Raw genomic sequence first — 22,371 nt, forward strand, 5'->3', positions numbered from 1 at the left:
ACGCGCGTATCGGAAATCAAAGCGCCGGTTCGGGCACGGAAGCCTTGAAGACATCGAGACGGGTGCCTGTCTCCGACGAGAAGAAGTGCATGTCGTCCGGCGAGATCTTCAAGCCGACGGTGCTGCCGGGCGCGGGGTGAACGGCCTCCGAGGTCATCACCGAGAACGGCGCGCCGTCGAGGTCGACATAGATGACCCGCCCCGCGCCAAGTTCCTCGACGAGGTCGACAGTGGCATCGAGCGCACCGGCTGTTCCCGGTGCCACTAGCCGCACCGCTTCCGGCCGGATGCCCATCGCGACCTTCGTGCCGACCGGCAGGCCGGCGCGGGCCATGGCCAGGCGGCGGCTGCCGCCGAGCAGCGACAGCCCGTCGAGTTCGACCGTGCCTTCAAGGATGTTCATGGCCGGCGCGCCGACGAAAGTGGCGACGAAGCGGCTGGCCGGGCGGGTGTAGATTTCACCTGGCGTGCCGACCTGTTCGACCCGTCCGCCATTCATCACCACCAGCCGGTCGGCCAGCGTCATCGCCTCGACCTGGTCGTGGGTGACGAAGACGGAGGTGGCGTTCAGCCGGCGATGCAGCTTGCGGATTTCCGAGCGCATCTGCACGCGCAGCTTGGCGTCGAGATTGGACAGCGGCTCGTCGAACAGGAAGACCTTTGGCTCGCGGATCATCGCGCGGCCCATGGCGACGCGCTGCCTCTGGCCGCCGGAAAGCGCCATCGGCTTGCGATCGAGCAGATGCTCGAGCTCCAGCGTGCGGGCCACCGCCTGGATGCGCTGCGTGCGCTCGGCCGAGGGAACACCGGCGACCTTGAGCGAATAGCCGATGTTCTGGGCCACGCTCATATGCGGATAAAGCGCGTAGTTCTGGAACACCATGGCGCAGCCGCGTTCGCGCGGCTCGAGCTTGTTGACTACCGTGCCGTCGATGGCGACCGTGCCCTCGGAAATCTCCTCCAGCCCGGCGATCATCCTGAGCAGCGTGGACTTGCCGCAGCCGGACGGCCCGAGGATGACGACGAATTCGCCAGAGGCGAAGTCGAGATCGACGCCATGCACGACCTGCGTCTTGGCATAGTTCTTCTTGACGCCGCGTATTGCGATGGAGGCCATCTTTTGTCTCCTTGTTACTTCTCGGTGGCGATCAGGCCGCGCACGAACCAGCGCTGCATGAGCACCGCGACGATCAGCGGCGGCAGCATGACGATAAGCGTTCCGGCCATGGCGATGTTCCATTCCGGAATGCCGCCGACATTGGGGATGAGCTGCTTGAGTTCGGTGACCGCCGTCGCGTGCGACTGGTCGGTGGTGATGAGCAGCGGCCACAGATACTGGTTCCATGCCCACAGGAACATGATGGTGCCGAGCGCGGCCATGTTGTTGCGCGACAAGGGCAGCAGGATGTCGATGAAGAAACGCAGTGCGCCGGCGCCGTCCATGCGCGCCGCCTCGGTCAGCTCGTCCGGCACGGTCAGGAAGAACTGCCGGTAGAGGAAGGTGCCGGTGGCGGTGGCGATCAGGGGCAGGATCAGCCCGGTATAGGAATTGAGCAGCCCGAGGCTGAGCGAAACCTCGACGCCCGAGACCTTCCCGATCAGCCAGCTCAGCCCGGTGAGGTCGAGGATGGTCTGGTAGGGCGACAGCACATTGGCGACGACCGCGTAGGTCGGCACGATGCGCACTTCCAGCGGCAGCATCAGCGTAACGAAGATCAGCCAGAAGATGAAGGTGCGGCCGGGATAGCGGAAATAGACGATCGAGAAGGCGGTCAGCGCCGAGATGATTACTTTGCCGGCCGCGACCCCGGCAGCCATGATGAAGCTGTTGAGCAGCTTGGGGCCAAGGTCGGCTGTCGTCCACGCCGTCTTGATGTTTGTCCAGAAATCGTTGCCCGGCAGCAGCGACATCGGCACGTCGTTGACATCCCTGAGGTTGTGCGACGCGGCCACGGCCACAACCACGAACGGCGCGATGCAAAGTACAAAGCCGACAAACAGGATCAGATGGGTGAAGAAGTTGAGAAACGGGGTGCGCTCGACCATATCAGTCTCACCTGTAGTGCACGCGCCGCTCGATGAAGCGGAACTGGAAAATGGTCAGCACGACGATGAGCAGCATCAGGATGATGCTCTGCGCGGCGGCGCCCGAATAATCGAGGCCTTTGAAGCCATCGGAATAGATCTTGTAGACCATCAGATTGGTGGCATTTGCCGGGCCGCCCGCCGTCATGATGTCGACGATGCCGAACGAATCCTGGAAGCTTTCCGTGATGTTGATGACCAGCAGGAAGAAGATCGTCGGCGTGATCAGCGGGAACTGGATGTCCCAGAAACGCCTCATGACCCCGGAGCCGTCCATCGCGGCGGCTTCGATGAGTGAGCGCGGGATGGCCTGGAACGCGGCGAGGAAGAAGATGAAGTTGTAGCCGACATATTTCCACGAGAAGGCGATGATGATCGAAGCCATGGCATCGGTGCCGTCGAGGCCGGGATCCCAGAAGCCGGGCCAGACCTGGTTGACCACGGCCATGAAGCCGGCTTCCGGCGCCAGGATGAAGCGGAACGCCATCGCCAGGGCCGGTGCGGCGATGCCGTAGGGCCAGATCAGCACCACGCGATAGAGACGCGAGCCGGCAAGCTGGCGGTCGGTGAGCGCGGCGAGCACGAGCGCGACGAACATCGCAAGCCCTGTGCTGATGCCGGCAAAGACAAGGCTGGCGGTAATCGAGTTCCAGTAATCGGCGTTGGCCAGGATCGAGCGGAAATTGTCGAGCCCAACCCAGATGTTGCCGCCGCCCCAGGGCTGCTGCAGCGTCAGTGACCAGTATACGGCCTGGCCGGCAGGCCAGTAGAAGAACGTGAAGATCAGGAGGAGCTGCGGCACCGCGAAAAGGATGCCGATCGTCCAACTGCCGAAAGTGACGCGTTTTTCCATCGGTCCGCCGTGGCCGCGGAACGGCCAGCCCAAAGCAAGATAAGATTATATACGAAACGGCCGCCCGTCGAATCTCGGCGGGCGGCCTCGGCAATCTTTGAAATCAGGGCAGGGTCTTGCCCGGATAGGTCTGCTGGAAGCGGGCGAGGATGGCGTCGCCATTCTTGACCAGCGTGTCGAGACCTTCCTGCACGCTGACCTTGTTGGCGAAGATCGCCTGCATCTGCGTGCCGAACTCGGCGCGGATCTGGGTGAAATTGCCCAGGCGGATGCCGCGGGTGATTTCGGTGGGCTCGGACGCGGTCAGGCTGGCGATCGCGACTTCGCGGCCCTTGTAAGGCGCCTTGTCGTAGAAGCCCTGGGCCTTCATGTAGTCGAAGCCCGACTTCGTCACCGGAATGTAGCCGGTGTTGGTCGACCAGAACAAGGCGGTCTTGGGATCGTGGATGAAGTTGAGGAACGCGGCCGCGCCCTTGTACTCGGCGTCCGACTTCCCGGAGAGCACCCACAGCGAAGCGCCGCCGACCAGCGAATTCTTGCGCTCGGTACCGGCATAGACCGGCAGTTCGGCGACATCCCACTTCATGCCTTCCTTCTGCGTCTTGCCGACAGTGCCGTGATCGCCGACCGAGGTCATGATCACCTGGCAGGTGCCCGAGGCGAAGGCCTGGACCATGTCCTGGCCGAGGTCCTTGGACTTGATCTTGATCAGGCCGGCGTCATACCACTTCTTGAGGTCGGTGACGTACTGGACGAACTTGGTCTTGTTGACTTCGAGTCGCGCATCGAGGCCGTCATAGCCGTTGTTCTTGGTGGCGATCGGCTGGTTGTGGATGGCCGAGAACTGCTCCATCAGCTGCCAGCTTTCATTGGCCGAGATGTTGATCGCCATCGGGCATTCATAGCCGGCGTCCTTCATCGCCTGGAGGTCGGCGCCGACGTCTTCCCAGGTCTTGGGCGCCTCGGTCTTGCCGATCTTGGCGAAGGCGTCCTTGTTCCAGTACATCAGCGCGGTCGAGGAATTGAACGGGAAGGACAGCATCTCGCCCTTCGAGGTCGCGTAGTAGCGGGCGATGCCGGGGAAGTAGTCGGCGTAGTCGATCTTGTAGCCGTTTTCTTCCATCAGCTTGTCGGCGGGCTTGTAGGCGCCCGACAGCATCATCGTGGCGGTGCCGACGTCATACACCTGCACGACGGCGGGCTGTTTGCCGGCGCGGAAGGCGGCGATGGTGTTCTGCAGCGTGGCGTCGTAGTTGCCCTGGCTGGTGCAGACGACTTCATAATCGGACTGCGAAGCGTTGAAGTTCTTGCACAGCGTATCGACGACGCGGGCGAGGTCGCCCGACAGGCCGAACCAGAAGTCGAATTTTACCGGCTCCGCAAAGGCAGGAACCGCGAGCGCGGTGCTGAGCGCGCCTGCGGCAAGGGCAGCGAGGCCCCGCTTGATGATCATCATGGTTTCTTCCCTCTTGAATGACTGTTGACAAGGGTCTTGCGCAAGTCCTTGCCCGCTCTCTTAGAGAAGGTATGTGACAGTTCTGTTGTGGCCTCCCGGGCCTGTGGACAGCTGGTCTTTCCTCCCCCTCGGCGGTTGCGCCAGCATGAAAGCGTTACACCGGCGCCTTAGGTAGCTAGGGCGGCTCTCGCGGACGTAAAGACCGTTATGGTTATCCGGCTAAAGGGACGACGAAGTGCTGGTGAGATGAGACCTGACCGGCCACGGCAAGCGCACTGCGATGCGCACCGACCGCCATGATGGCAGCCTCGTCCTGCTCGAGCCGAGCGGGCGCTCGGTCTAGCTCACGACCCGAGCGCCGTCTCGACCAGCCGCTTGGCGTCGGGCCCGGACCATTCGGCCGGACCGTTCATATGGGCGATCAGGCAGCCTTCGCCGTCGATCAGCATCGTGACGGGCAGGCCGAGCGCCAGACCGCGCGTCTTGAGATCGTTGAACAGCGTCATCGTCGAATCCCGGTAGTAGCCGAGCGTGTGCACACCGGTATCGGCGAGAAACTTCTTCGGCTTCACATCGTCGCCGGCATCGACGTTGACGGCGACGACCTGAAAGGCGTCGCTGCCTTTCTCCTTTTGCAGCGCATCGAGCGCCGGCATTTCGGCACGGCATGGCGCGCACCACGTAGCCCAGAGATTGAGCAGCACCGTCTTGCCGGCATGGTCGGCGATCGTCATCGGCTTGCCGTCCGGACCGTTGAAGGCGAGGCTCCTCATCGACTGCGGCGGATCGGCCGGCAAAAGTGCCGCGACCTCGCCGGTGGCCGCGGCCGCGACCTTCTTGGCGCGATCGCTCTTGGCGGCGCAGGCGACGTCGTCCTTGCTGCTGCTTGCGGCTACTTGGGGCGCGGCGTTTTGGGGCGCGGCGTTGTTGCCAGACCGGCTCTCGCTGACATATACCGCGACCGCGCCGGCCAGCGCTCCCGCCACCAGGGCGGCGAGGATCAGGCGCGGGGTCGGGAAAAATCTGTTTCCGTCTGCCATGTTATCAAAACTGCTCCGAAGCACGGGTTATAGCCATGAGCGACAAAAAGACCAGCAACCAGATGTGGGGCGGACGATTTGCCTCGGGTCCGGCCGCGATCATGGAAGCGATCAACGCGTCGATCTCGTTCGACCGCAAACTCTACGCGCAGGACATAAGAGGCTCGATCGCCCATAGCGAGATGCTGGCGCAAACGGGCATTATTTCGGCGTCCGATCAAGAAAAAATCGCTCACGGGCTGAACACGATCCTGAAAGAGATCGAAACCGGCAGCTTCGAGTTTTCGACGAAGCTGGAAGACATCCACATGAATGTCGAGGCCCGCCTCGCCGATCTGATCGGGTCGGCGGCCGGCCGGCTGCACACCGCGCGTTCGCGCAACGACCAGGTGGCGGTCGATCTGAGGCTCTGGGTCAAGGACGAATGCTTCCGTGTCGCCGAGGCGTTGAAAGGCCTGATCATGGCCCTCCTGGCGCGAGCCGAGGAACATGCGGCGACCGTCATGCCGGGCTTCACCCATATGCAGGCGGCGCAGCCGGTGACCTTCGGCCATCATTGCATGGCCTATGTCGAAATGTTCGCGCGCGACCTGTCGCGCGTGCGCGACGCCATCGAACGGATGGACGAGAGCCCGCTCGGCGCCGCCGCCCTTGCCGGCACCAGCTTCCCGATCGACCGCCACCAGACCGCCAGGGCGCTCGGTTTCCGCGAGCCGATGCGCAATTCGCTAGACAGCGTCTCCGACCGCGATTTCGCGCTGGAGTTCCTCGCCATGGCCGCGATCTGCGCCACACACCTGTCGCGGCTGGCGGAGGAGATCATCATCTGGTCGACGCCCCAATTCGGCTTCATCAGGCTGTCGGACAGCTTTTCCACCGGCTCCTCGATCATGCCGCAGAAGAAGAACCCCGACGCCGCCGAACTGGTGCGTGGCAAGACCGGCCGCGTCAACGGCCATCTGATCGGCCTGCTGACGGTGATGAAGGGCATGCCTTTGACCTATGGCAAGGACATGCAGGAAGACAAGGAATCGGTGTTCGACGCCGCCGAGACGCTCGACCTGATGCTGGCGGCGATGACCGGCATGGTCGCGGACATGACGGTGAACGCAGTCGCAATGAAGAAGGCCGCCGGCTCCGGCCACGCCACCGCCACGGACCTCGCCGACTGGCTGGTGCGTAGCCTGGGTCTGCCGTTCCGCGAGGCGCATCATGTCACCGGCCGCGCGGTGGCGCTGGCCGAAGACAAGAAGGTCAGCCTGGAGAAGCTTTCGCTGGAGGATCTGCAATCGATCAACCCCGGCATCACACCCGACATATTCTCGGTGCTGGCGGTGCAAAACTCGGTCAAGAGCCGCACCAGCTTCGGCGGCACCGCGCCATCGGAAGTGCGGAAGCAGATACGCGCCTGGAAAAAGCGTATCGCCAAGGCGTGATCCCCGATTTTGCGATCAGCAATATGCGGGGTGCAATACGCTGAGAACTCGGCTAAAAGCGGCGGCTGGCAAACGTTTCGGACGGATGGATCGATGACCGGAAGCAGGATTTTGGTGACGCTGACGCTGCTTGCGGCGCTTGCCTCCGTGACCGCCTGCGGCCGCAAGGCCGGTCTCGACACGCCCTACGAGGCGGCCGTCCAGGCGCGCAAGGATGCCGAAAAAGCCCACCAGCCCGTGCCGCCGGAACCGGAAAAACCGGTCGTGGACAAGAAGTTCATCCTCGACCCGCTGATCTAGCGCCGATGAAGGCGGGTCTTTCCAAACCCGATCGCATCGTGCCCCAACTTCCGGAACCACTCTCGTGAACCATTTCGACTACCGCGACGGCGTGCTGCATGCCGAGGACGTGGCGATCCCCGATATCGCCGCACAGGTCGGCACGCCGTTCTACTGCTATTCGACGGCGACCCTGACCAGGCACTACCGTGTCTTCATGAAGGCCTTTGCCGGGCTCGACACGCTGGTCTGCTACGCCATGAAGGCCAATTCCAACCAGGCGGTGCTGCGTACCCTGGCCAGGCTCGGCGCCGGAGCCGACGTGGTCTCGGAAGGCGAACTGCGCCGGGCGCTGGCCGCCGGCGTCCCACCGAGCAAGATCCTGTTCTCCGGTGTCGGCAAGACGGCGCGTGAAATGGACTTTGCGCTGGAGGCCGGCATCCTTTGTTTCAACGTCGAATCCGAGCCGGAACTCGAACTTCTGTCGGCACGCGCCTCGGCTCTCGGCAAGGTGGCGCCGGTCTCGCTGCGCATCAATCCCGATGTCGACGCCAGGACCCACAAGAAGATCTCAACCGGCAAGGCCGAGAACAAGTTCGGCATTCCGTGGCAGCGGGCGCGCCAGGTCTATGCCCGCGCGGCTACGCTTCCGGGCATCAGGATCACCGGCATCGATACCCATATCGGCAGCCAGATCACCGATTTGCAGCCCTTCGACGACGCCTTCGCCCTGCTTGTCGACCTGGTCGGCGCGCTGCGCGCCGACGGCCACGCCATCGAGCATATCGACCTCGGCGGCGGCCTCGGCATTCCCTACCGCGTCGACAACAACCCGCCCCCGTTGCCCGACGCCTATGCCCAGATCGTCCGCAAGCATGTGACCAAGTTGGGCCTGAAGGTGATGTTCGAGCCGGGCCGACTGATCGTTGGCAATGCCGGCATCCTGGTGTCGGAAGTAATTTTCGTGAAAGAAGGCGACGCCAAGAACTTCCTCGTCGTCGACGCCGCCATGAACGACCTGATCCGACCGACGCTCTACGACGCCTTCCACGAAATCAGGCCGGTCGTGCAGCCGCCGGCCGATACGCCGCGCATGATGGTCGACGTGGTCGGCCAGGTCTGCGAGACCGGTGACTATCTCGGCCTCGATCGCGACCTGCCCAGGCTGAAGGCGGGCGATCTCGTCGCCGTTTCCACCGCCGGCGCCTATGGCGCGGTCCAGGCCGGCACCTACAACACCCGCCTGCTGGTCCCGGAGGTGCTGGTCGACGGCGACCGTTTCCATGTCGTGCGTCCGCGGCTGACCTATGAAGAGCTGATCGGCCTGGATTCCGTGCCGGACTGGCTTGCATAGACCGGAAACTCTGTACGGGGAGGAAATCATGTCGCAGGGCAATACCGTCACTCGCGAACGCATTGCCGCGATGGAACCGCGCATCCGCCCCTATATCAGGCACACGCCGGTACTGCGCGTCGACATGGCCGACTTCGACCGGCCGCCATTGGCGATCGACCTCAAGCTCGAATGCCTGCAGCATTCCGGCTCATTCAAGGCGCGCGGCGCCTTCACCAACCTTATGGAGCGGTCGGTTCCCGAGGCTGGCGTCGTCGCCGCATCGGGCGGCAACCATGGCGCGGCGGTCGCCTATGCCGCCATGCGGCTTGGCCACAAGGCGACCATCTTCGTTCCCGAAGTGAGCCCACAGGCCAAGCTGGACCGCATTCGCGGCTACGGTGCCGACCTCGTCATCGGTGGCGCCCGCTATGCCGAGGCGCTGGCGGCCAGCGAACGTTTCGCCGAGCAAACCGGCGCCTTGCAGATTCACGCCTTCAACCAGGAGGAAACGCTTGTCGGCCAGGGCACGCTCGGGCTCGAAATCGAAAGCGATCTGCCTGAGATCGACACGCTGCTGGTCGCCGTCGGCGGTGGCGGCCTGATCGGCGGTATCGCCGCCTGGTATGCCGGCCGCATCCGCATCGTCGCCGTCGAGCCCGAGGGCGCGCCGACGCTTCACCGCGCGTTCGAGGCCGGCCATCCGGTCGACGCTCCGGCCGAAGGCATCGCTGCCGATTCGCTGGCGCCAAAGCGCGTCGGCGAAATGATGTTCCCGATCGCCGAAGCCTTCGTCGAACGCTCCATCCTGGTCAGCGACGACGACATCATCGCCGCCCAGAAGGCGCTCTGGAACCGCGTGCGCATCATTTCGGAACCAGGTGGTGCCGCCGCCTTCGCCGCGATCCTGTCCGGCCGCTACGCGCCGGCGCCGGGCGAACGGGTCGCAGTGCTGGTCTGTGGCGCCAACGCAAACCCCGCCAATTTCTGATTGCAACCATTTCGGCCGGTTTCACGTTTTCTCAAACTGCCTCGCCTTTGCCGTGTTTGCTGGTATTCTTCTTCGAGTCATGAGGCTTGGGCTATCCTGCCCCGCCTCGCAGCATGATCCCGAAAAGTGGAGTCCGGTTTTCGGAACAGATCATGCTCAAAGAGATAGAGCCCCATTCCGGTCCTTTCAGGACGGAACAGGCTCTCGGAAGGGCCGATGACGCAACGACCCATCTTCAGCACCGATCGCGGCCTGGCCGGACGCCTGGCATTGAGCCGGATGGCAACGCGGGTCTCGATGATGGTCGAGCGCGGCTGGCCGCTGCTGCTCCCGCTCATTGTTGTTGCCAGCCTGTTCCTCAGCGCCTCCTGGTTCGGCATTTTTCCCCGGCTACCGGATGTGGTGCGCATCGGCCTTGTCGCCGTGTTCGGCCTGGCAGGGCTGGCCGCGCTTTATCCGCTGCGCTTTTTCCGCATGCCAGGCGCCGCCGAGGTCGATCGCCGAATCGAGGCCGCCAACAGACTGCTGCACAGCCCCGTGCAGGTGCAGAGCGACCGACCCAGCGGCCACGAAAGCAGTTTCTCGCAGGCGCTCTGGCGCGAGCACCAGAAACGCATGGCTGGAAGGCTCGACAGTCTCGGCGCCGACCTGCCGCGCACGCGCGTGCCGGAACGCGACCCCTGGGGACTGCGCGCCGTGGCGGCGCTCCTGCTCGTCAACGCCTTTGCCTTCTCCTTCGGGCCGACCGGCGGCAGGCTGAGCGATGGGTTCAGCGCACATGGCACGCTCGACGCCGTGCCGCCACGCATCGACGCGTGGGTGACGCCGCCGGCCTATACCGGCAAGCCGCCGATCTTCCTGACCGCCGATGCCAACCAGGCGACGCCGACCTTCACCATTCCGGAAGGCAGCGATGTCTCCTTGCGTGTCACCGGAGGCTCGGGCGAGGAAACGCTTGCCTATGCCGACAAGGATGGCAACGCACGCGCCATCGACCCGCAAGCCGCCGCCAAGCCGGCAGCAAGCCCGGCGGTGCCGTCCCCCGCCTCGTCTTCGAAGATACGCCAGTTCATCGGCAAGCTGACCGGCGACGGCACGCTGACGCTGAAGTCCGGCGACGACCAACTCGGCCGCTGGGCCTTCGCCGTGTTGCCGGACAAGCCGCCGCAGATCCGCTTCGTCGGTGAGCCCAAGCGCGCCGCCAACGGCGCCTTTGAGCTCAACTACCAGATCGATGACGACTACGGCGCCGCGACCGCCAAGGCGGTCTTCGCGCTGGCCGATCCGCAGGCGCCAGGTGCGCATCCGCTCTACGGCCCACCTGACATGCCCCTGACGCTGCCACGCCGCGGCGGCAAGTCGAATGCGGCCCGCACCACGAAGGATCAGACCGAGCATGTCTGGGCCGGCAGCAGCATCAAGCTGACGCTGGTCGCCACCGACGACGCCGGACACACCGCGTCCAGCGAAACCAAGACACTGGTAATGCCCGAGCGGCCGTTCACCAACCCGCTGGCGCGCGCCGTGATCGAACAGCGCCGCCTGCTCGCGCTCGACGCCAAAGCCAAGCCGCGCGTGCTCGATCTGATGGAGGCCATCACGCTGCGGCCCGAAGACACGTTCGGCAACATGTCCCACTACCTCGCCATCATGAGCGCGATGAGCCGGCTGAAACTGGCCGGGAACGACGATCAGCTGCGCGGCGAGGTCGCCTATCTCTGGGAAATCGCGCTCGGCATCGAGGAGGGCAACCTTTCTGCCGCCGAAAAGCGACTGCGCCAGGCGCAGCAGGCGTTGCAGGACGCCATCAAGAACGGCGCCAGCGACGCCGAGATCGAGAAGGCGATGAAGGAACTGCGCGAGGCGATGAACCAGTTCCTGCAGGAGTTCGCCGAACGCGCCAAGCAGAACCCGAACGCCCCGCAAATGCAGCAGAACGGCCAGGAACTGCGCCAGAGCGACATCGACCGCATGATGGACCAGATCGAGAATCTGGCGAAGTCGGGCGATCGCGACAAGGCGCAGCAATTGCTGTCGCAGCTGCAGGACATGATGAACAATCTCCAGGCCGGCCGCCAGCAGCAGGGCGGTGAGCAGGACAGCCAGATGCGCCAGCAGATGGACAAGCTCGGCGAGATCCTGCGGCGCCAGCAGGAGATGATGAACGACACTTTCCGCATGGACCAGATGCAGCGCGGCGAGCGCCAGCGTGGCGAGAACCGCGACGAGCAGCTTGGCCAGGGCGGTGGCGAGAACCAGGACAAGCCGGGCGTTGGGCAGGGCCGCGATCCGCTCGCCAGGCCGAAACCGATGACGCCGCAGGAATTCGCCGATGCGCTGAAGCAGTTGCAGGAAGGCCAGGGCCAGCTGAAGAGCGATCTCGAACAGCTGAAGAAGGGCCTCGAAGGCATGGGCATGGAGCCCAATGAAGGATTTGGCGAGGCCGGCAAGTCCATGGGCAGCGCCGAGAAGGCGCTTGGCGAGGGTCAGGGCGACGAGGCTGTCGGCCACCAGGGCCGGGCGCTCGAGGCGCTGCGCAAGGGCGCCAAGGACATGATGAAGCAGATGCAGGCCATGCAGGGCGACCAGGGCGGCAGCCAGGAAGGCGGTCGTCAGCAGGGCGCCGACCGTGATCCGCTCGGCCGGCCGCGCGCCAGCCGGGGTCCCGATTTCGGCGATTCGGTCAAAGTGCCCGACGAGATCGACGTGCAGCGCGCCCGCCAGATCCTGGAAGCGATCCGCAAGCGGCTCGGCAATGCGCTAAGCCCCGATATCGAGCGCAGCTATCTGGAACGGCTGCTGGAGCTGAAATAGCAAGCGGCGGGAGCAACCGGCGACATCTATGACGCGGGTTGGACCTGCCTGTTGACGAACGCCTCGCGGATCGCCTCCTGCATGCCGTCGATCGCCTCGCCTGACACGTTCGGGTTGCGATGCATCACCACATTGGAGGAATCGATGTCGCCGAACCCGTCGGCGGCCGTGAGTTCGCGGCAGTCCACCGGGATGTTGCTGCGCGAAATCGGCGCGATCGCCAAGCCCGAGGTGACAGCAAGCTTCAGGCCGCCGGTGGTGTCGCTGGTATAGGCAACGCGATAGGCAAGGCCGCGCTGCTCCAGCGATTTGATGGCGAAATCCTTGCACCAGCTGGCCCGGTTGTAGAGCGCGATCGGCACCGGACGTTCCTCATGCATGTGATGCAGGTTCGACGTCACCCAGACCGTCGGATCGTGCATCAGCACTTCGCCGCCAGATGGGTCCTGCCATTCGAACACCACGCACAGATCGAGTTCACCAGCGAGGAGTGCCGCGATCTGCGCCTCCGAATGGGCGTAGCGCACGGTGACCTCGACCTTGGTGTGGCGCTTCGAGAATGCGCCGAGCGCGCGCGACAGGATGGCGTGGCCATATTCCTCCGGAATGCCGATGCGCACGGGCCCGCCCAGCGGCGCCGCCGTCATCGAAGCAGCCGTCTCATCGAGCAGCGAGACGATACGGCGGGCATTGACGATGAGTTCGCCACCACGCCGCGTCAACGCGACACCGCGTGAACCGCGCTCGAACAGGCTGTCGCCGACCAGCTCTTCGAGCTTCTTCATCTGCATCGACACGGCCGACTGGGTGCGGCCGGCCTGCTCGGCGGCCCTCGTGAAATTACCGGCCTCGGCGATGGCGACGAAGGTGCGCAGGAGATCGCTGTCGAGGGTTGGCCGCATCGCATCCATCATAAGCAAATTTGATTGCTGGCATCATTCCAATTCGTTTGCAACATGTCAAACGCCGGACGATAGTCGCCCCACCCATTGGATATGCAGCCGCGAAATCGGCTGCGGACCAACCAAAGAGTCCTCACTCGTGCCCGCTGCCCGAAAACGGTGGCGGGTTCTTTTTGATCTGGAGAGGATCGCCGGATCATATGCGCGGGAGCCTGAACGCGGATGCAGAATAGGATGGTACGCGGCATCCTGAGCCTGTGCCTGGGCGTCCTGGTCTTCTCGCTGCAGGACCCGCTCGTCAAAGCCGTGTCGAGCGGCTACCCGGTGACCGAGGTGATGGCGATCCGCTCGATCATCGCCCTGCCGATCCTGATCCTTCTCGTCCATGCCGATGTCGGGCTGCGCGCCATCCTGTCGCGGCGCTTCGGCATGCTGACCATGCGCGCCTTCATCCAGTTCACGTCCTACACGGTCTATTACCTGGCCATCGCCGCCCTGCCGCTGGCCGACGCCGTGGCGCTCTATTTCATGGCGCCGCTCTGCATCATGGCGATGGCCGGTCCCTATCTTGGCGAGCGTGTTTCCTGGCAGACCCTGGCAACCGTGCTGATCGGCATGCTTGGCGTCCTGGTGATGCTGCGCCCCGGCGCCGGACTGTCCGATTGGGCGGCCTTGCTGTCGCTGGGCTCGGCCGTGCTCTATGGCTTTTCGCAATTGATGGCCCGCAAGATCGGCGACACCGAATCCTCCACCGTGATGGCCTTCTACCAGAACGGCGCCTATCTGACCGGCGCGGCCGTGGTCGCCGGCACGTTCCACCTCGCCGGCATAACCCACGCCGTCCACCCGAGCCTCGAATTCCTGGTGCGGCCGTGGATCTGGCCGACACTGCCGGATTTCCTCAAGATGGCCGCGTGCGGTTTCGTCGCTTCGGCCGGCATGATCCTGCTCTCGCAAGGCTATCGGCTGGCGCCCGCCAATCGCGTCGCCACATTCGAATATACCGGCATCCTGTGGTCGCCGCTGTGGGGCTTCCTGTTCTTCGCCGAGGTGCCACGCTCGGCGACCGTGATCGGCGCGGCGCTGATCATCGGCGCCGGCCTGCTGGCGCTCAACACCGGGCGGCGGACCGGCCCGGCGCCGGCGCTTGTCGCCAGGGATCCGGCCTGATCAGGCGAAGCAGATCAGCGCCCATTCGACGCGTGAACGGATCTCGGCCAGCGTGAAGGGCTTTTGCACGACGTCGAGGATGATGCCGTTCAATTCCTCGGCGCGCTCGCGCTGGTCGGCATAGCCGGTCATCAGCATGATCTTCATCGCCGGGAAAAGCGCTGCGGCCGCAACCGCCATCTCGATGCCGTCCATCTCCGGCATGCGGATGTCGGAGACGACGAGATCGTAGCCGCCGTTTGCGGCGCGGATCAGCGAAAGCCCCTGCGCGCCGTCGGCGGCGATATCGATTGCGTGGCCGGCGCGTTCGAGCGCGCGGGCTGCGAGGGTGCGGACGGACTCATCGTCCTCGACGATCAGAAGCTTTGCCATGGCCGGCATATTTGGCGGGCAAAAGTTGACTTTTCCTGAAGGCGGAAGAGGTCGGCAAGTCTTTTTGGAAGTCGTTCAAGCATCGCCTTTGACGACGCCCACGAACGGCAGTTCGCGGAACGCATGCGAGACGTCCATGCCGTAGCCGACGACGAAATAATCGGGGCAGTCGAAGCCTACATAGTCGGCATTGAGCGCGGTCTGGCGGCGCATGCGCTTGTCGAGCAGCACGGCGATGGAACAGCTTTTCGCGCCACGCGACAGCATCAGGTCGCGCGTGAAGCTCAGCGTCTTGCCCGATTCCAGAATGTCGTCGATCAGCAGTACGTCGCGCCCGGCGACTTCATTGTCGATGTCGCGCAGCACCCTCACCTCGCCACTGGTGGTGCCGGCGCCGTAACTGGAGATGAAGATGAACTCGACCTCGGGCGACAGGCCGACATCGTGCATGGCGCGGATCAGGTCGGCTGCGAAGATGAACGAACCCTTCAGCACCGAAATCACCAAGAGATCGTGATAGTCGTGCGCGGCGATCTCCTTGGCGAGTTCGAGATTGCGCCGCGCGATCGCCGATGCCGAAAACAGGACTTCGATGTCCTTGCCGCGTACGATTGGCATTGCTGGTCTTCTCCGGTGATCGCCTACTCGGCGAAAGTAACCAAAACGGTTCTAACGCCGTTCTTAGGCACGTCGAGCCGGCTGGCAAAGCCGAATCTTTCGCCCGATGCCAGCGAGCGGCCGGATGTCCCCAACGTATAGCGGGTCGTGCGTCCGTCATTGCCCGTCACCCGGATTTCGAGCGGCGGCATTGTCGCCGGCCTCGTCCCATCATTGGCGGCCTCGCCATCGAGGAACAGCACCGGATTGGCGCCCGAGGCATCGACGCGTGAGGTGACGCCTGAAATGGTCAGCGCCGACGCTTGCGTGCCGGCCAGGAACGGCGCCTGCCGCACCAGCGCATGACCGCCGGAGACCCAGAAGGCGGCAAGGGCGGCACCGATGCCGGCGATCCAGAAGATCGGCCCTCCGCGTGATGCCGGCAGCCGTTTCGCTTGTGCTTCCGGCTTGCGCAGCATGTCCATGCCCTCGATGGGCGGGGGGACGATCGCACGCGGCGGCGGTGAATCGCTTTCCACCGTAGGGGCAAAGCGCGGCATCACTTCGTAGTCCGCATCGATGATATCGGCCGCCGGACCGCGCACGATCCGGTCCGCCATGGCAATTGCCGGCGGTTCGGTCATGATTTCGCCGGAAACCGGGCGCGCGGTTCGTTCCTCAGCCATCATGGCCCCAGCATTGCGGCACGTTCGCTTTTCGTTTCTTTTGCGTAAACACAAATGGTTAACGCTTCCCCACCGGAGCTCACGTGACGCGCCGAAACAGCCCAGGAATTAACCGCCGGTTAACCATGCCGGCCGATGGTCTTTTCGCAGAACAGGCCGGCTCGCCCCCGGCTCTAAAAGAGACAGAGCATGATGTCGCCCGAAAACCGCGTCACACTTTTCGGCATCATGCTCCAGGAAATTCAGGTCGCCGAAATTGATTCGCTTCGAAAATGTCGGCCTCCGCTATGGCATGGGTCCGGAAATCCTCCGCGACATCTCCCTGCACATACCGGAGCGCTCCTTCCAGTTCCTGAGCGGGCCTTCGGGTGCCGGCAAGACGACCTTGCTGCGCCTTTTGTTCATGTCGCTGAAGCCGACGCGCGGGCTGATCACCATCTTCGGCAAGGACCGCTCGCGCATTTCACGCACCGAACTGCCGCATCTGCGCCGCCGCATCGGCGTGGTGTTCCAGGATTTTCGCCTGCTCGACCACATGACCACCTATGAGAATGTCGCCTTGCCATTGCGCGTGCGCGGGCGCGAGGAAGCGAGCTACCGCACCGACGTCACCGAGCTGTTGAAATGGGTGGGGCTCGGCGAACGCATGCATGTGCTGCCGCCGGTCCTGTCAGGCGGCGAGAAGCAGCGCGCCGCGATCGCGCGCGCCCTGATCGAGCAGCCGGAAATCCTGCTCGCCGACGAGCCGACCGGCAATGTCGATCCGCCGCTGGCGCGACGCCTGCTGCGGCTGTTCATCGAGCTCAATCGCCTCGGCACCGCCGTGGTGATCGCGACCCACGATCTTGGCCTTATGGAACAGGTCGACGCGCGCCGCATGATCCTGGCCGGCGGAAGGCTTGATATCTATGACTGAGCTATCGGCCGACCATTTCGAGCAGCAGGATGCCGAGGCGGTCGAGGCAAGACCGCGCGCCCAGCGCAAGATGGCGCCGATCGTGCCGGCGCAGAACATTGCCGGCCGCGCACTGGTGCTGGTCATCGCCATCATGACCTTCCTGTCCTGCCTGACCTTCGGCGCGGTGACGCTGGTGCGCGACACGGCCTCGGTCTGGGAAAACCAGATCTCGCGCGAGGCGACGATCCAGATCAAGCCGGCCGACGGCCTCGATATGGAGGCGGCGCTTAGCCAGGCCTCGCAGATCGCCGCCGAATTCCCGGGCGTGAAGTCGACCCGGATCATCGACCGCGAAGCGACCGCCAGGCTGTTGGAGCCCTGGCTGGGATCGGGCCTCAACATCGACGACCTGCCGGTGCCGCGCCTGATCATCGTCACCATCGACGAGAACAGCCCGCCCGACTTCGCCGCCATGCGCGCCGCGATCACGCCGAAACTGCCGAGTGCATCGCTCGACGACCACCGTACCTGGGTCGACCGGCTGGTGGCCATGGCCCGCACCACGGTGACCATCGGCATCGCCGTTCTGGCCTTGATGCTGTCGGCAACGGTGCTGACCGTGGTATTCGCGACCCGTGGCGCCATGGACGGCAACGGCCACATCATCGAGGTGCTGCATTTCGTCGGCGCCGAGGCGCGCTTCATCGCGCGCGAATTCCGCCGGCACTTCCTGGTCACCGGGATGAAGGGCGCGGCCGCCGGCGGAGCGGCGGCGGTGCTCGTCTTCATCGTGTTTTCATGGTGGTCGTCGCGTAACATGGCAACACCTCAGGCCGATCAGGCGACCGCTTTATTCGGTAACTTCGCCATCGGCTCCGCGGGTTATCTGGGCGTCGTCCTGATGGTGCTGGTGATTGGCGCGCTGACGGCGGCGACCTCGCACGCCACCGTCGTCGCCTATCTTAGCGACATCGACGTTCGTCAACCCGACGCATGAAAGGAACTCGTCTTGGCGCGGATGGAAACACGGCGATCACGGATCGAGAATTCGCGTAACGCAAAGTGCGTCTTTTAGCTATCAAAGGCCGCATTTCGGGATTAACCATATGGCCATGGACGTGCGGGACTCGACCGGGACGGCTGGACAGCTGCCAGTGGTGGTTTCCCGTTGGCGCGCCCACGGCAAGGTTGGTCATTTAAGGACCGCCGTGCGCCTCTCCGCTCTTTCCCTGCTTGTGCTCGCAATGGTGTTCGCTGGCGGCTTCGGCTGGTTTGCCAGCAAGGTCAGTCATCTGACCACGCCCACCAACCCGGCCAAGGCCGACGCCATCATCGTACTGACCGGCGGCCAGTCGCGCCTCGACGCTGCGATGGAGCTGCTGGCGTCCGGCAAGGGCGAGCGGCTTTTGATCAGCGGCGTGCATCCATCGGCCAGCCGTCGCCAGCTTCAGGCGGCGACCGGCGGCGACAAGAAGTTGTTTTCCTGCTGTGTCGACATCGACCGCGCCGCGCTCGATACGATAGGCAACGCGGAGGAAAGCGCCAAATGGGTGGAAAACCACGCCTATGGCACGGTGATCCTGGTCACCAACAATTATCACATGCCGCGCAGCCTGCTGGAGATGGGCCGGCTGCTGCATGGCGCCAAGCTCGAACCCTACCCGGTGGTCAATTCCAACCTGGATAATGGCAGTTGGCTGACCAAGCCGCGGGCCGTGCGCGTGCTGTTCACCGAATACACCAAATACCTGCTGGCGCTGGCTCGCGGCATTATCCCGGTGAAGCCGACGCCCGAAGGCATCGCGCTGGCCGAGACCGCCGCCGGCGGCTGAGCCCGCATCATTGCTTGGCGCCAGCCCCTGAAACGCCCTTGAGGCGCGCGATCTCCCGTTCAAGGTCTTGGATGCGCCGGTCGCGTTCGCCAAGCGCCGCTGCCACATCAGCCGCCTCGAAGCGCTGCGGTATATGTTGCGGGCAATTGGCATCCCATGCCGAGACGGTGAACAGGATGACCTGCTCGGGACGCGCCTTGTAGTCCGGCGGCATCAGCCGCGTCATCATCTCGGCGTCGTCTTCGACAACGCGCGCCGTACCCCAGATCTTGATGCGCTGGCGCATCATGTAATCAATCAGGAACAGAAAGGCTCTCGGATTGTCGGCCAGGTTGCCCTGTGTGATGAACTGCCTGTTGCCGGAAAAATCCGCGAAGCCGATCGTCTTCTCGTCGAGCACCTTGAGAAAGCCGGCAGGGCCGCCGCGATGCTGGATGTAGGGCTGGCCATCGCCATTGGCCGTCGACAGGAAGACGCTGGTCTGCATTTCGATGAAGGCGGCAAGGTCCGGTGTGATCGCCGACTGCCAGCCGCCTCGCTCCTCGACGCGGGCATAGGACTGGCGCGAGCCCTTGCGCGCCTGGATCGCCTTGACCGTCGGCGTGAAGGCGACATCGCTCGCAAATGCGTGTGCGTTCATCGAAACCTCCTTGCGTGAAACGTTTCTAAAGGCCGAGCTCCGACAACGTCGGATGGTCGTCCGGCCGCCGACCGAGCGGCCAGTGATATTTGCGCTCGGCATCGGCGATCGGCAGGTCGTTGATGCTGGCGATGCGCAGGCGCATCAGCCCGTGCTCGTCGAATTCCCAGTTCTCGTTGCCATAACTGCGGAACCATGAGCCGCTGTCGTCGCGCCATTCATAGGCGAAGCGCACCGCGATGCGATTGCCGTGAAAAGCCCAGACCTCCTTGATCAGCCGATAGTCGAGCTCGCGTGTCCATTTGCGCGTCAGGAACGCCTGGATCGCATCGCGCCCCTGCAGGAACTCGGCCCGGTTGCGCCAACGGCTGTCCGCCGTATAGGCGAGCGCCACCCGCGCCGGATCGCGCGAGTTCCAGGCATCCTCCGCCATGCGCGCTTTCTGCGCTGACGTCTCGGCGGTGAAGGGGGGAAGCGGCGGGCGGCTATCAGACATGGGATCTCCTCTGCGGCATGAAGGGTTGGGGCCGGCGGGCACCGCCGCCCCCTTTCCGGATTCAGGCAGCATCGCGCGCGGAAACAACTGGAAAATCGATCTCCGTCTGTGCAACCTCGTTGATATAGTTGGTCCAGACGTTCAGGACGACATGCTGGACGATCTCGATGATCTCCCCGTCGTCATAGCCCGCGAGCCTGACAGCGGCGAGATCCTCCTGGCCGACATGCCCGCGGCTTTGCGCAACCTTGGCGGCAAAACGCACCGCCGCGGCTGCCTTGGGATCCGAGGAGCCGCCATGGCGGTTGGCGATCATCTCGGCATCGTCGAGCCTTGCAAGGTTCTTGCCGAGATAGGTGTGGGCGGAAAGACAGTAGTTGCAGCCATTGATCTCGGCGATCGCCAGCGCGATGCGCTCGCGGGTCGGCGCTGGAAGCCGGCCCTTGGCCAAGGCTCCCATCATGCCGAGATAGCCTTCCAGCGCGGCCGGACTGTTGGCGACCATCCGAAACAGGTTCGGCACGACACCAAGCTGTTTTTCCACCGCCTGCAGCATGGGCTGCGAGGCGGCGGGAGCGGCTGCGATGGACGAAGGCGTGGCAATGCGGGGCATGAAGATCTCCTTGTTGAGGTACCACGCCCATATGCAGCCTTCCATGTTGCGGATGTAGATGCCATATTTGCAATCAACCCTTCCATTTTCTGGAAGAAATGATGGATCGTCTCGAAGCCATGTCCCTTTTCGTCGCGGCAGCGGAAGGCGGCAGCCTTTCCGCCGCCGCGCGCCGTTCGGACGTTCCGCTGGCAACGGTCAGCCGCAAGGTCTCCGAGCTGGAGCGCCACCTGAAGACACGCCTGTTGAACCGCTCGACGCGGCGGCTGACACTGACCGACGCGGGCCATGCCTATCTCGCTGCCTGCCGCCGCATTCTCGAAGAGGTCGGCGACGCCGAACGCACCGCCGGCGGCGAATACAGCGCCCCGACGGGAGAACTGATCATCACCGCGCCGATCGTCTTCGGCCGCCTTCACGTGTTGCCGGTTGTCACCGAGTTCCTCGCCGCCTTTCCCCTGGTGGATATCCGGCTCACGCTCGGTGACAGGATAAGCCAGTTGGCCGAGGACCATATCGACCTCGCCGTCCGCATCGGCAGGCTGCCGGATTCGCGCATGGTCGCCATCAGGGTCGGCTCGATCGGTCATGTCGTCTGCGCAAGCCCAGCCTATCTGGCCGCGCACGGCATTCCACGGACCCCGGGAGAGCTCGAGACACACAGATGCATCACCTTCGAGGGTCTTGGCTCGCTTGCCGCCTGGACCTTCACGGTGGACAAGGCTGATTTTGTCGTGCCGGTCCGCTCAAGGCTCCGGGTCAACACCGCCGAGGCGGCGATCGATGCGGCGATCGCCGGGGTCGGGTTGACCCGGGTGCTTTCCTACCAGATCGTCGCCGCCATACGATCAGGAACACTGCGCCCCGTGCTCGGGGATTTCGAACCCGAGCCTTGGCCGGTTAACCTGGTGCATGCGGGCCAGGGCCGGCTGCCGGTGAAATTGCGCGCCTTCCTCGACTTCGCCGCCCCGCGCCTGAGGGAACGCCTGGCGCAGGCGACCTGGTAGAACGGGCAGCATCGCACTGTTTCCTTTTTCCCTGCGCTTGGTGTAACCAACGCACACTTCCTCACCGGACCTCCCCCATGCTCTATGTCAGATCGCTGGCGTTCAATTTCGTCTTCTACGTCAATCTGATCGTCCAGATGATCCTCTGGACCCCGTACTATTTCCTGTCGCCCCGTCACCGCGCCTGGTTCGTGCCGAAATTCTGGTCGCGCACCTCGATGTGGCTCTATGACAAGATCGCCGGAACGAAGAACGACATTACCGGGCAGGAAAACCTGCCCGAGGGCTCCTTCATCCTGGCGCCCAAGCACCAATCGTTCTGGGACGCGATCGCCTTCTTCCCGTTCCTCCAGGACCCGCTTTACATCCTGAAGCGCGAGTTGACCTGGATCCCGTTCTTCGGCTGGTACATCTTGAAGATGCGCATGATCCCGGTTGATCGCGGCAGCCGCTCCAAGGCGCTGAAGGCCGTGGTCGCCGCGACCAGGGAAGAGATGGCGCGCAACCCGCGCCAGTTGATCATCTATCCCGAAGGCACGCGCCGGGCGCCGGGCGACGAGCCGGCCTACAAATACGGCATCGTCGAAATCTACACGCAGCTTGGCGTTCCGGTCGTGCCGGTCGCCCATGTCGCCGGCCTCTATTGGCCGCGCCGCAAGTTCCTGCGCTATCCCGGGACCGTCAAGGCACGCTTCCTGCCGCCCATACCGCCGGGTCTGGGCAAGGAAGAGTTCATGGCGCGGCTGATCGGCGAGACCGAGGCTGCCTGCGACCAACTTCTCGTCGAGGCATCCCGCGCCCCCAATCCACCGGCCCTGCCGCCGACGGCGATCAAGCGGCTTCGGGATCTGGGCAGGAAGGCCTGAAGGCT

At 64.1% G+C, this 22,371-nt stretch carries 23 protein-coding genes; 11 read left to right on the plus strand and 12 right to left on the minus strand.

The window, feature by feature from the left end:
• Positions 1–16: 16 nt before the first annotated feature.
• The 5 genes from FJW08_RS05375 to FJW08_RS05395 form a co-directional block, all read right to left on the minus strand.
• Positions 17–1,117 (minus strand): sn-glycerol-3-phosphate import ATP-binding protein UgpC, encoded by a 1,101-nt coding sequence (locus FJW08_RS05375; RefSeq protein ID WP_140809439.1) that lies wholly within the window; start codon positions 1,115–1,117, stop codon positions 17–19.
• Positions 1,118–1,131: 14 nt separating this feature from the next.
• A complete protein-coding gene (locus FJW08_RS05380; RefSeq protein WP_140809442.1) occupies positions 1,132–2,046 on the minus strand; it encodes an ABC transporter permease subunit in 915 nt (304 codons plus the stop codon).
• Positions 2,047–2,053: 7 nt separating this feature from the next.
• On the minus strand, positions 2,054–2,938 hold the full coding sequence (locus tag FJW08_RS05385) for an ABC transporter permease subunit (RefSeq protein ID WP_140754279.1): 885 nt from the start codon (positions 2,936–2,938) through the stop codon (positions 2,054–2,056).
• Between the two features lie 103 nt (positions 2,939–3,041).
• Positions 3,042–4,394, minus strand: a complete 1,353-nt coding sequence (locus FJW08_RS05390; RefSeq protein WP_140754281.1) for an extracellular solute-binding protein — start codon at positions 4,392–4,394, stop codon at positions 3,042–3,044.
• Positions 4,395–4,738: 344 nt separating this feature from the next.
• Positions 4,739–5,434 (minus strand): TlpA disulfide reductase family protein, encoded by a 696-nt coding sequence (locus tag FJW08_RS05395; protein WP_140754283.1) that lies wholly within the window; start codon positions 5,432–5,434, stop codon positions 4,739–4,741.
• A 35-nt stretch (positions 5,435–5,469) separates the two neighbouring features.
• On the opposite strand from FJW08_RS05395, the gene argH reads away from it, so the two are divergent.
• The 5 genes from argH (at position 5,470) to FJW08_RS05420 (ending at position 12,287) form a co-directional block, all read left to right on the plus strand.
• The gene (gene argH / locus FJW08_RS05400; protein ID WP_140809444.1) at positions 5,470–6,870 is read left to right on the plus strand and encodes an argininosuccinate lyase; all 1,401 of its coding nucleotides are present in this window, start codon (positions 5,470–5,472) and stop codon (positions 6,868–6,870) included.
• A gap of 93 nt (positions 6,871–6,963) precedes the next feature.
• Positions 6,964–7,170, plus strand: coding sequence for a lipoprotein (locus tag FJW08_RS05405; protein WP_015315543.1), 207 nt, complete (start codon positions 6,964–6,966; stop codon positions 7,168–7,170).
• A 64-nt stretch (positions 7,171–7,234) separates the two neighbouring features.
• Positions 7,235–8,503, plus strand: coding sequence for a diaminopimelate decarboxylase (gene lysA, locus FJW08_RS05410; RefSeq protein WP_140809446.1), 1,269 nt, complete (start codon positions 7,235–7,237; stop codon positions 8,501–8,503).
• Positions 8,504–8,531: 28 nt separating this feature from the next.
• Complete coding sequence (locus tag FJW08_RS05415) at positions 8,532–9,473, plus strand: threonine/serine dehydratase (protein ID WP_140754289.1); 942 nt, start codon at positions 8,532–8,534, stop codon at positions 9,471–9,473.
• A 216-nt stretch (positions 9,474–9,689) separates the two neighbouring features.
• A complete protein-coding gene (locus FJW08_RS05420; protein WP_140809448.1) occupies positions 9,690–12,287 on the plus strand; it encodes a TIGR02302 family protein in 2,598 nt (865 codons plus the stop codon).
• Positions 12,288–12,313: 26 nt separating this feature from the next.
• Here FJW08_RS05420 and FJW08_RS05425 read toward each other — a convergent pair whose 3' ends face one another.
• Positions 12,314–13,189 (minus strand): LysR substrate-binding domain-containing protein, encoded by an 876-nt coding sequence (locus FJW08_RS05425; protein ID WP_140809450.1) that lies wholly within the window; start codon positions 13,187–13,189, stop codon positions 12,314–12,316.
• Positions 13,190–13,411: 222 nt separating this feature from the next.
• On the opposite strand from FJW08_RS05425, the gene FJW08_RS05430 reads away from it, so the two are divergent.
• Positions 13,412–14,359 carry a DMT family transporter gene (locus FJW08_RS05430; protein ID WP_140809452.1) on the plus strand — a complete coding sequence of 316 codons (948 nt, stop codon included), beginning with the start codon at positions 13,412–13,414 and terminating at the stop codon, positions 14,357–14,359.
• On the opposite strand, the gene FJW08_RS05435 is transcribed toward FJW08_RS05430, so the two are convergent.
• The 3 genes from FJW08_RS05435 to FJW08_RS05445 all read right to left on the minus strand — a co-directional run bounded on the left by FJW08_RS05435 (position 14,360) and on the right by FJW08_RS05445 (position 16,017).
• Positions 14,360–14,731, minus strand: coding sequence for a response regulator (locus tag FJW08_RS05435; RefSeq protein ID WP_181182846.1), 372 nt, complete (start codon positions 14,729–14,731; stop codon positions 14,360–14,362).
• A gap of 75 nt (positions 14,732–14,806) precedes the next feature.
• Positions 14,807–15,349, minus strand: a complete 543-nt coding sequence (gene hpt, locus FJW08_RS05440) for a hypoxanthine phosphoribosyltransferase (RefSeq protein ID WP_140809456.1) — start codon at positions 15,347–15,349, stop codon at positions 14,807–14,809.
• A gap of 23 nt (positions 15,350–15,372) precedes the next feature.
• Positions 15,373–16,017, minus strand: a complete 645-nt coding sequence (locus FJW08_RS05445) for a hypothetical protein (RefSeq protein WP_140809457.1) — start codon at positions 16,015–16,017, stop codon at positions 15,373–15,375.
• Between the two features lie 253 nt (positions 16,018–16,270).
• On the opposite strand from FJW08_RS05445, the gene ftsE reads away from it, so the two are divergent.
• The 3 genes from ftsE (at position 16,271) to FJW08_RS05460 (ending at position 18,744) form a co-directional block, all read left to right on the plus strand.
• Positions 16,271–16,930 (plus strand): cell division ATP-binding protein FtsE, encoded by a 660-nt coding sequence (gene ftsE, locus FJW08_RS05450; protein ID WP_010911739.1) that lies wholly within the window; start codon positions 16,271–16,273, stop codon positions 16,928–16,930.
• The gene (locus FJW08_RS05455; protein ID WP_140809459.1) at positions 16,923–17,909 is read left to right on the plus strand and encodes an ABC transporter permease; all 987 of its coding nucleotides are present in this window, start codon (positions 16,923–16,925) and stop codon (positions 17,907–17,909) included. Before ftsE ends, FJW08_RS05455 begins: the two co-directional genes overlap by 8 nt.
• A 109-nt stretch (positions 17,910–18,018) precedes the next feature.
• Positions 18,019–18,744: a YdcF family protein gene (locus tag FJW08_RS05460; RefSeq protein WP_140809461.1), complete on the plus strand. Its 726-nt coding sequence runs from the start codon at positions 18,019–18,021 to the stop codon at positions 18,742–18,744.
• A gap of 7 nt (positions 18,745–18,751) precedes the next feature.
• Here FJW08_RS05460 and FJW08_RS05465 read toward each other — a convergent pair whose 3' ends face one another.
• From FJW08_RS05465 to FJW08_RS05475, 3 genes are all read right to left on the minus strand, one after another.
• On the minus strand, positions 18,752–19,384 hold the full coding sequence (locus FJW08_RS05465) for a pyridoxamine 5'-phosphate oxidase family protein (protein ID WP_140809463.1): 633 nt from the start codon (positions 19,382–19,384) through the stop codon (positions 18,752–18,754).
• Between the two features lie 25 nt (positions 19,385–19,409).
• A complete protein-coding gene (locus FJW08_RS05470; RefSeq protein WP_140809465.1) occupies positions 19,410–19,880 on the minus strand; it encodes a DUF1348 family protein in 471 nt (156 codons plus the stop codon).
• A gap of 61 nt (positions 19,881–19,941) precedes the next feature.
• Positions 19,942–20,493 carry a carboxymuconolactone decarboxylase family protein gene (locus tag FJW08_RS05475; protein WP_140809467.1) on the minus strand — a complete coding sequence of 184 codons (552 nt, stop codon included), beginning with the start codon at positions 20,491–20,493 and terminating at the stop codon, positions 19,942–19,944.
• Positions 20,494–20,594: 101 nt separating this feature from the next.
• Between FJW08_RS05475 and FJW08_RS05480 the strand changes: the two genes are divergently transcribed.
• Positions 20,595–21,500, plus strand: a complete 906-nt coding sequence (locus FJW08_RS05480; RefSeq protein WP_140809469.1) for a LysR family transcriptional regulator — start codon at positions 20,595–20,597, stop codon at positions 21,498–21,500.
• Positions 21,501–21,577: 77 nt separating this feature from the next.
• Positions 21,578–22,366: a 1-acyl-sn-glycerol-3-phosphate acyltransferase gene (locus FJW08_RS05485; protein WP_140809471.1), complete on the plus strand. Its 789-nt coding sequence runs from the start codon at positions 21,578–21,580 to the stop codon at positions 22,364–22,366.
• Positions 22,367–22,371 lie beyond the last annotated feature (5 nt).

This window comes from Mesorhizobium sp. B3-2-1, from assembly GCF_006439515.1.
Lineage (GTDB): Bacteria > Pseudomonadota > Alphaproteobacteria > Rhizobiales > Rhizobiaceae > Mesorhizobium.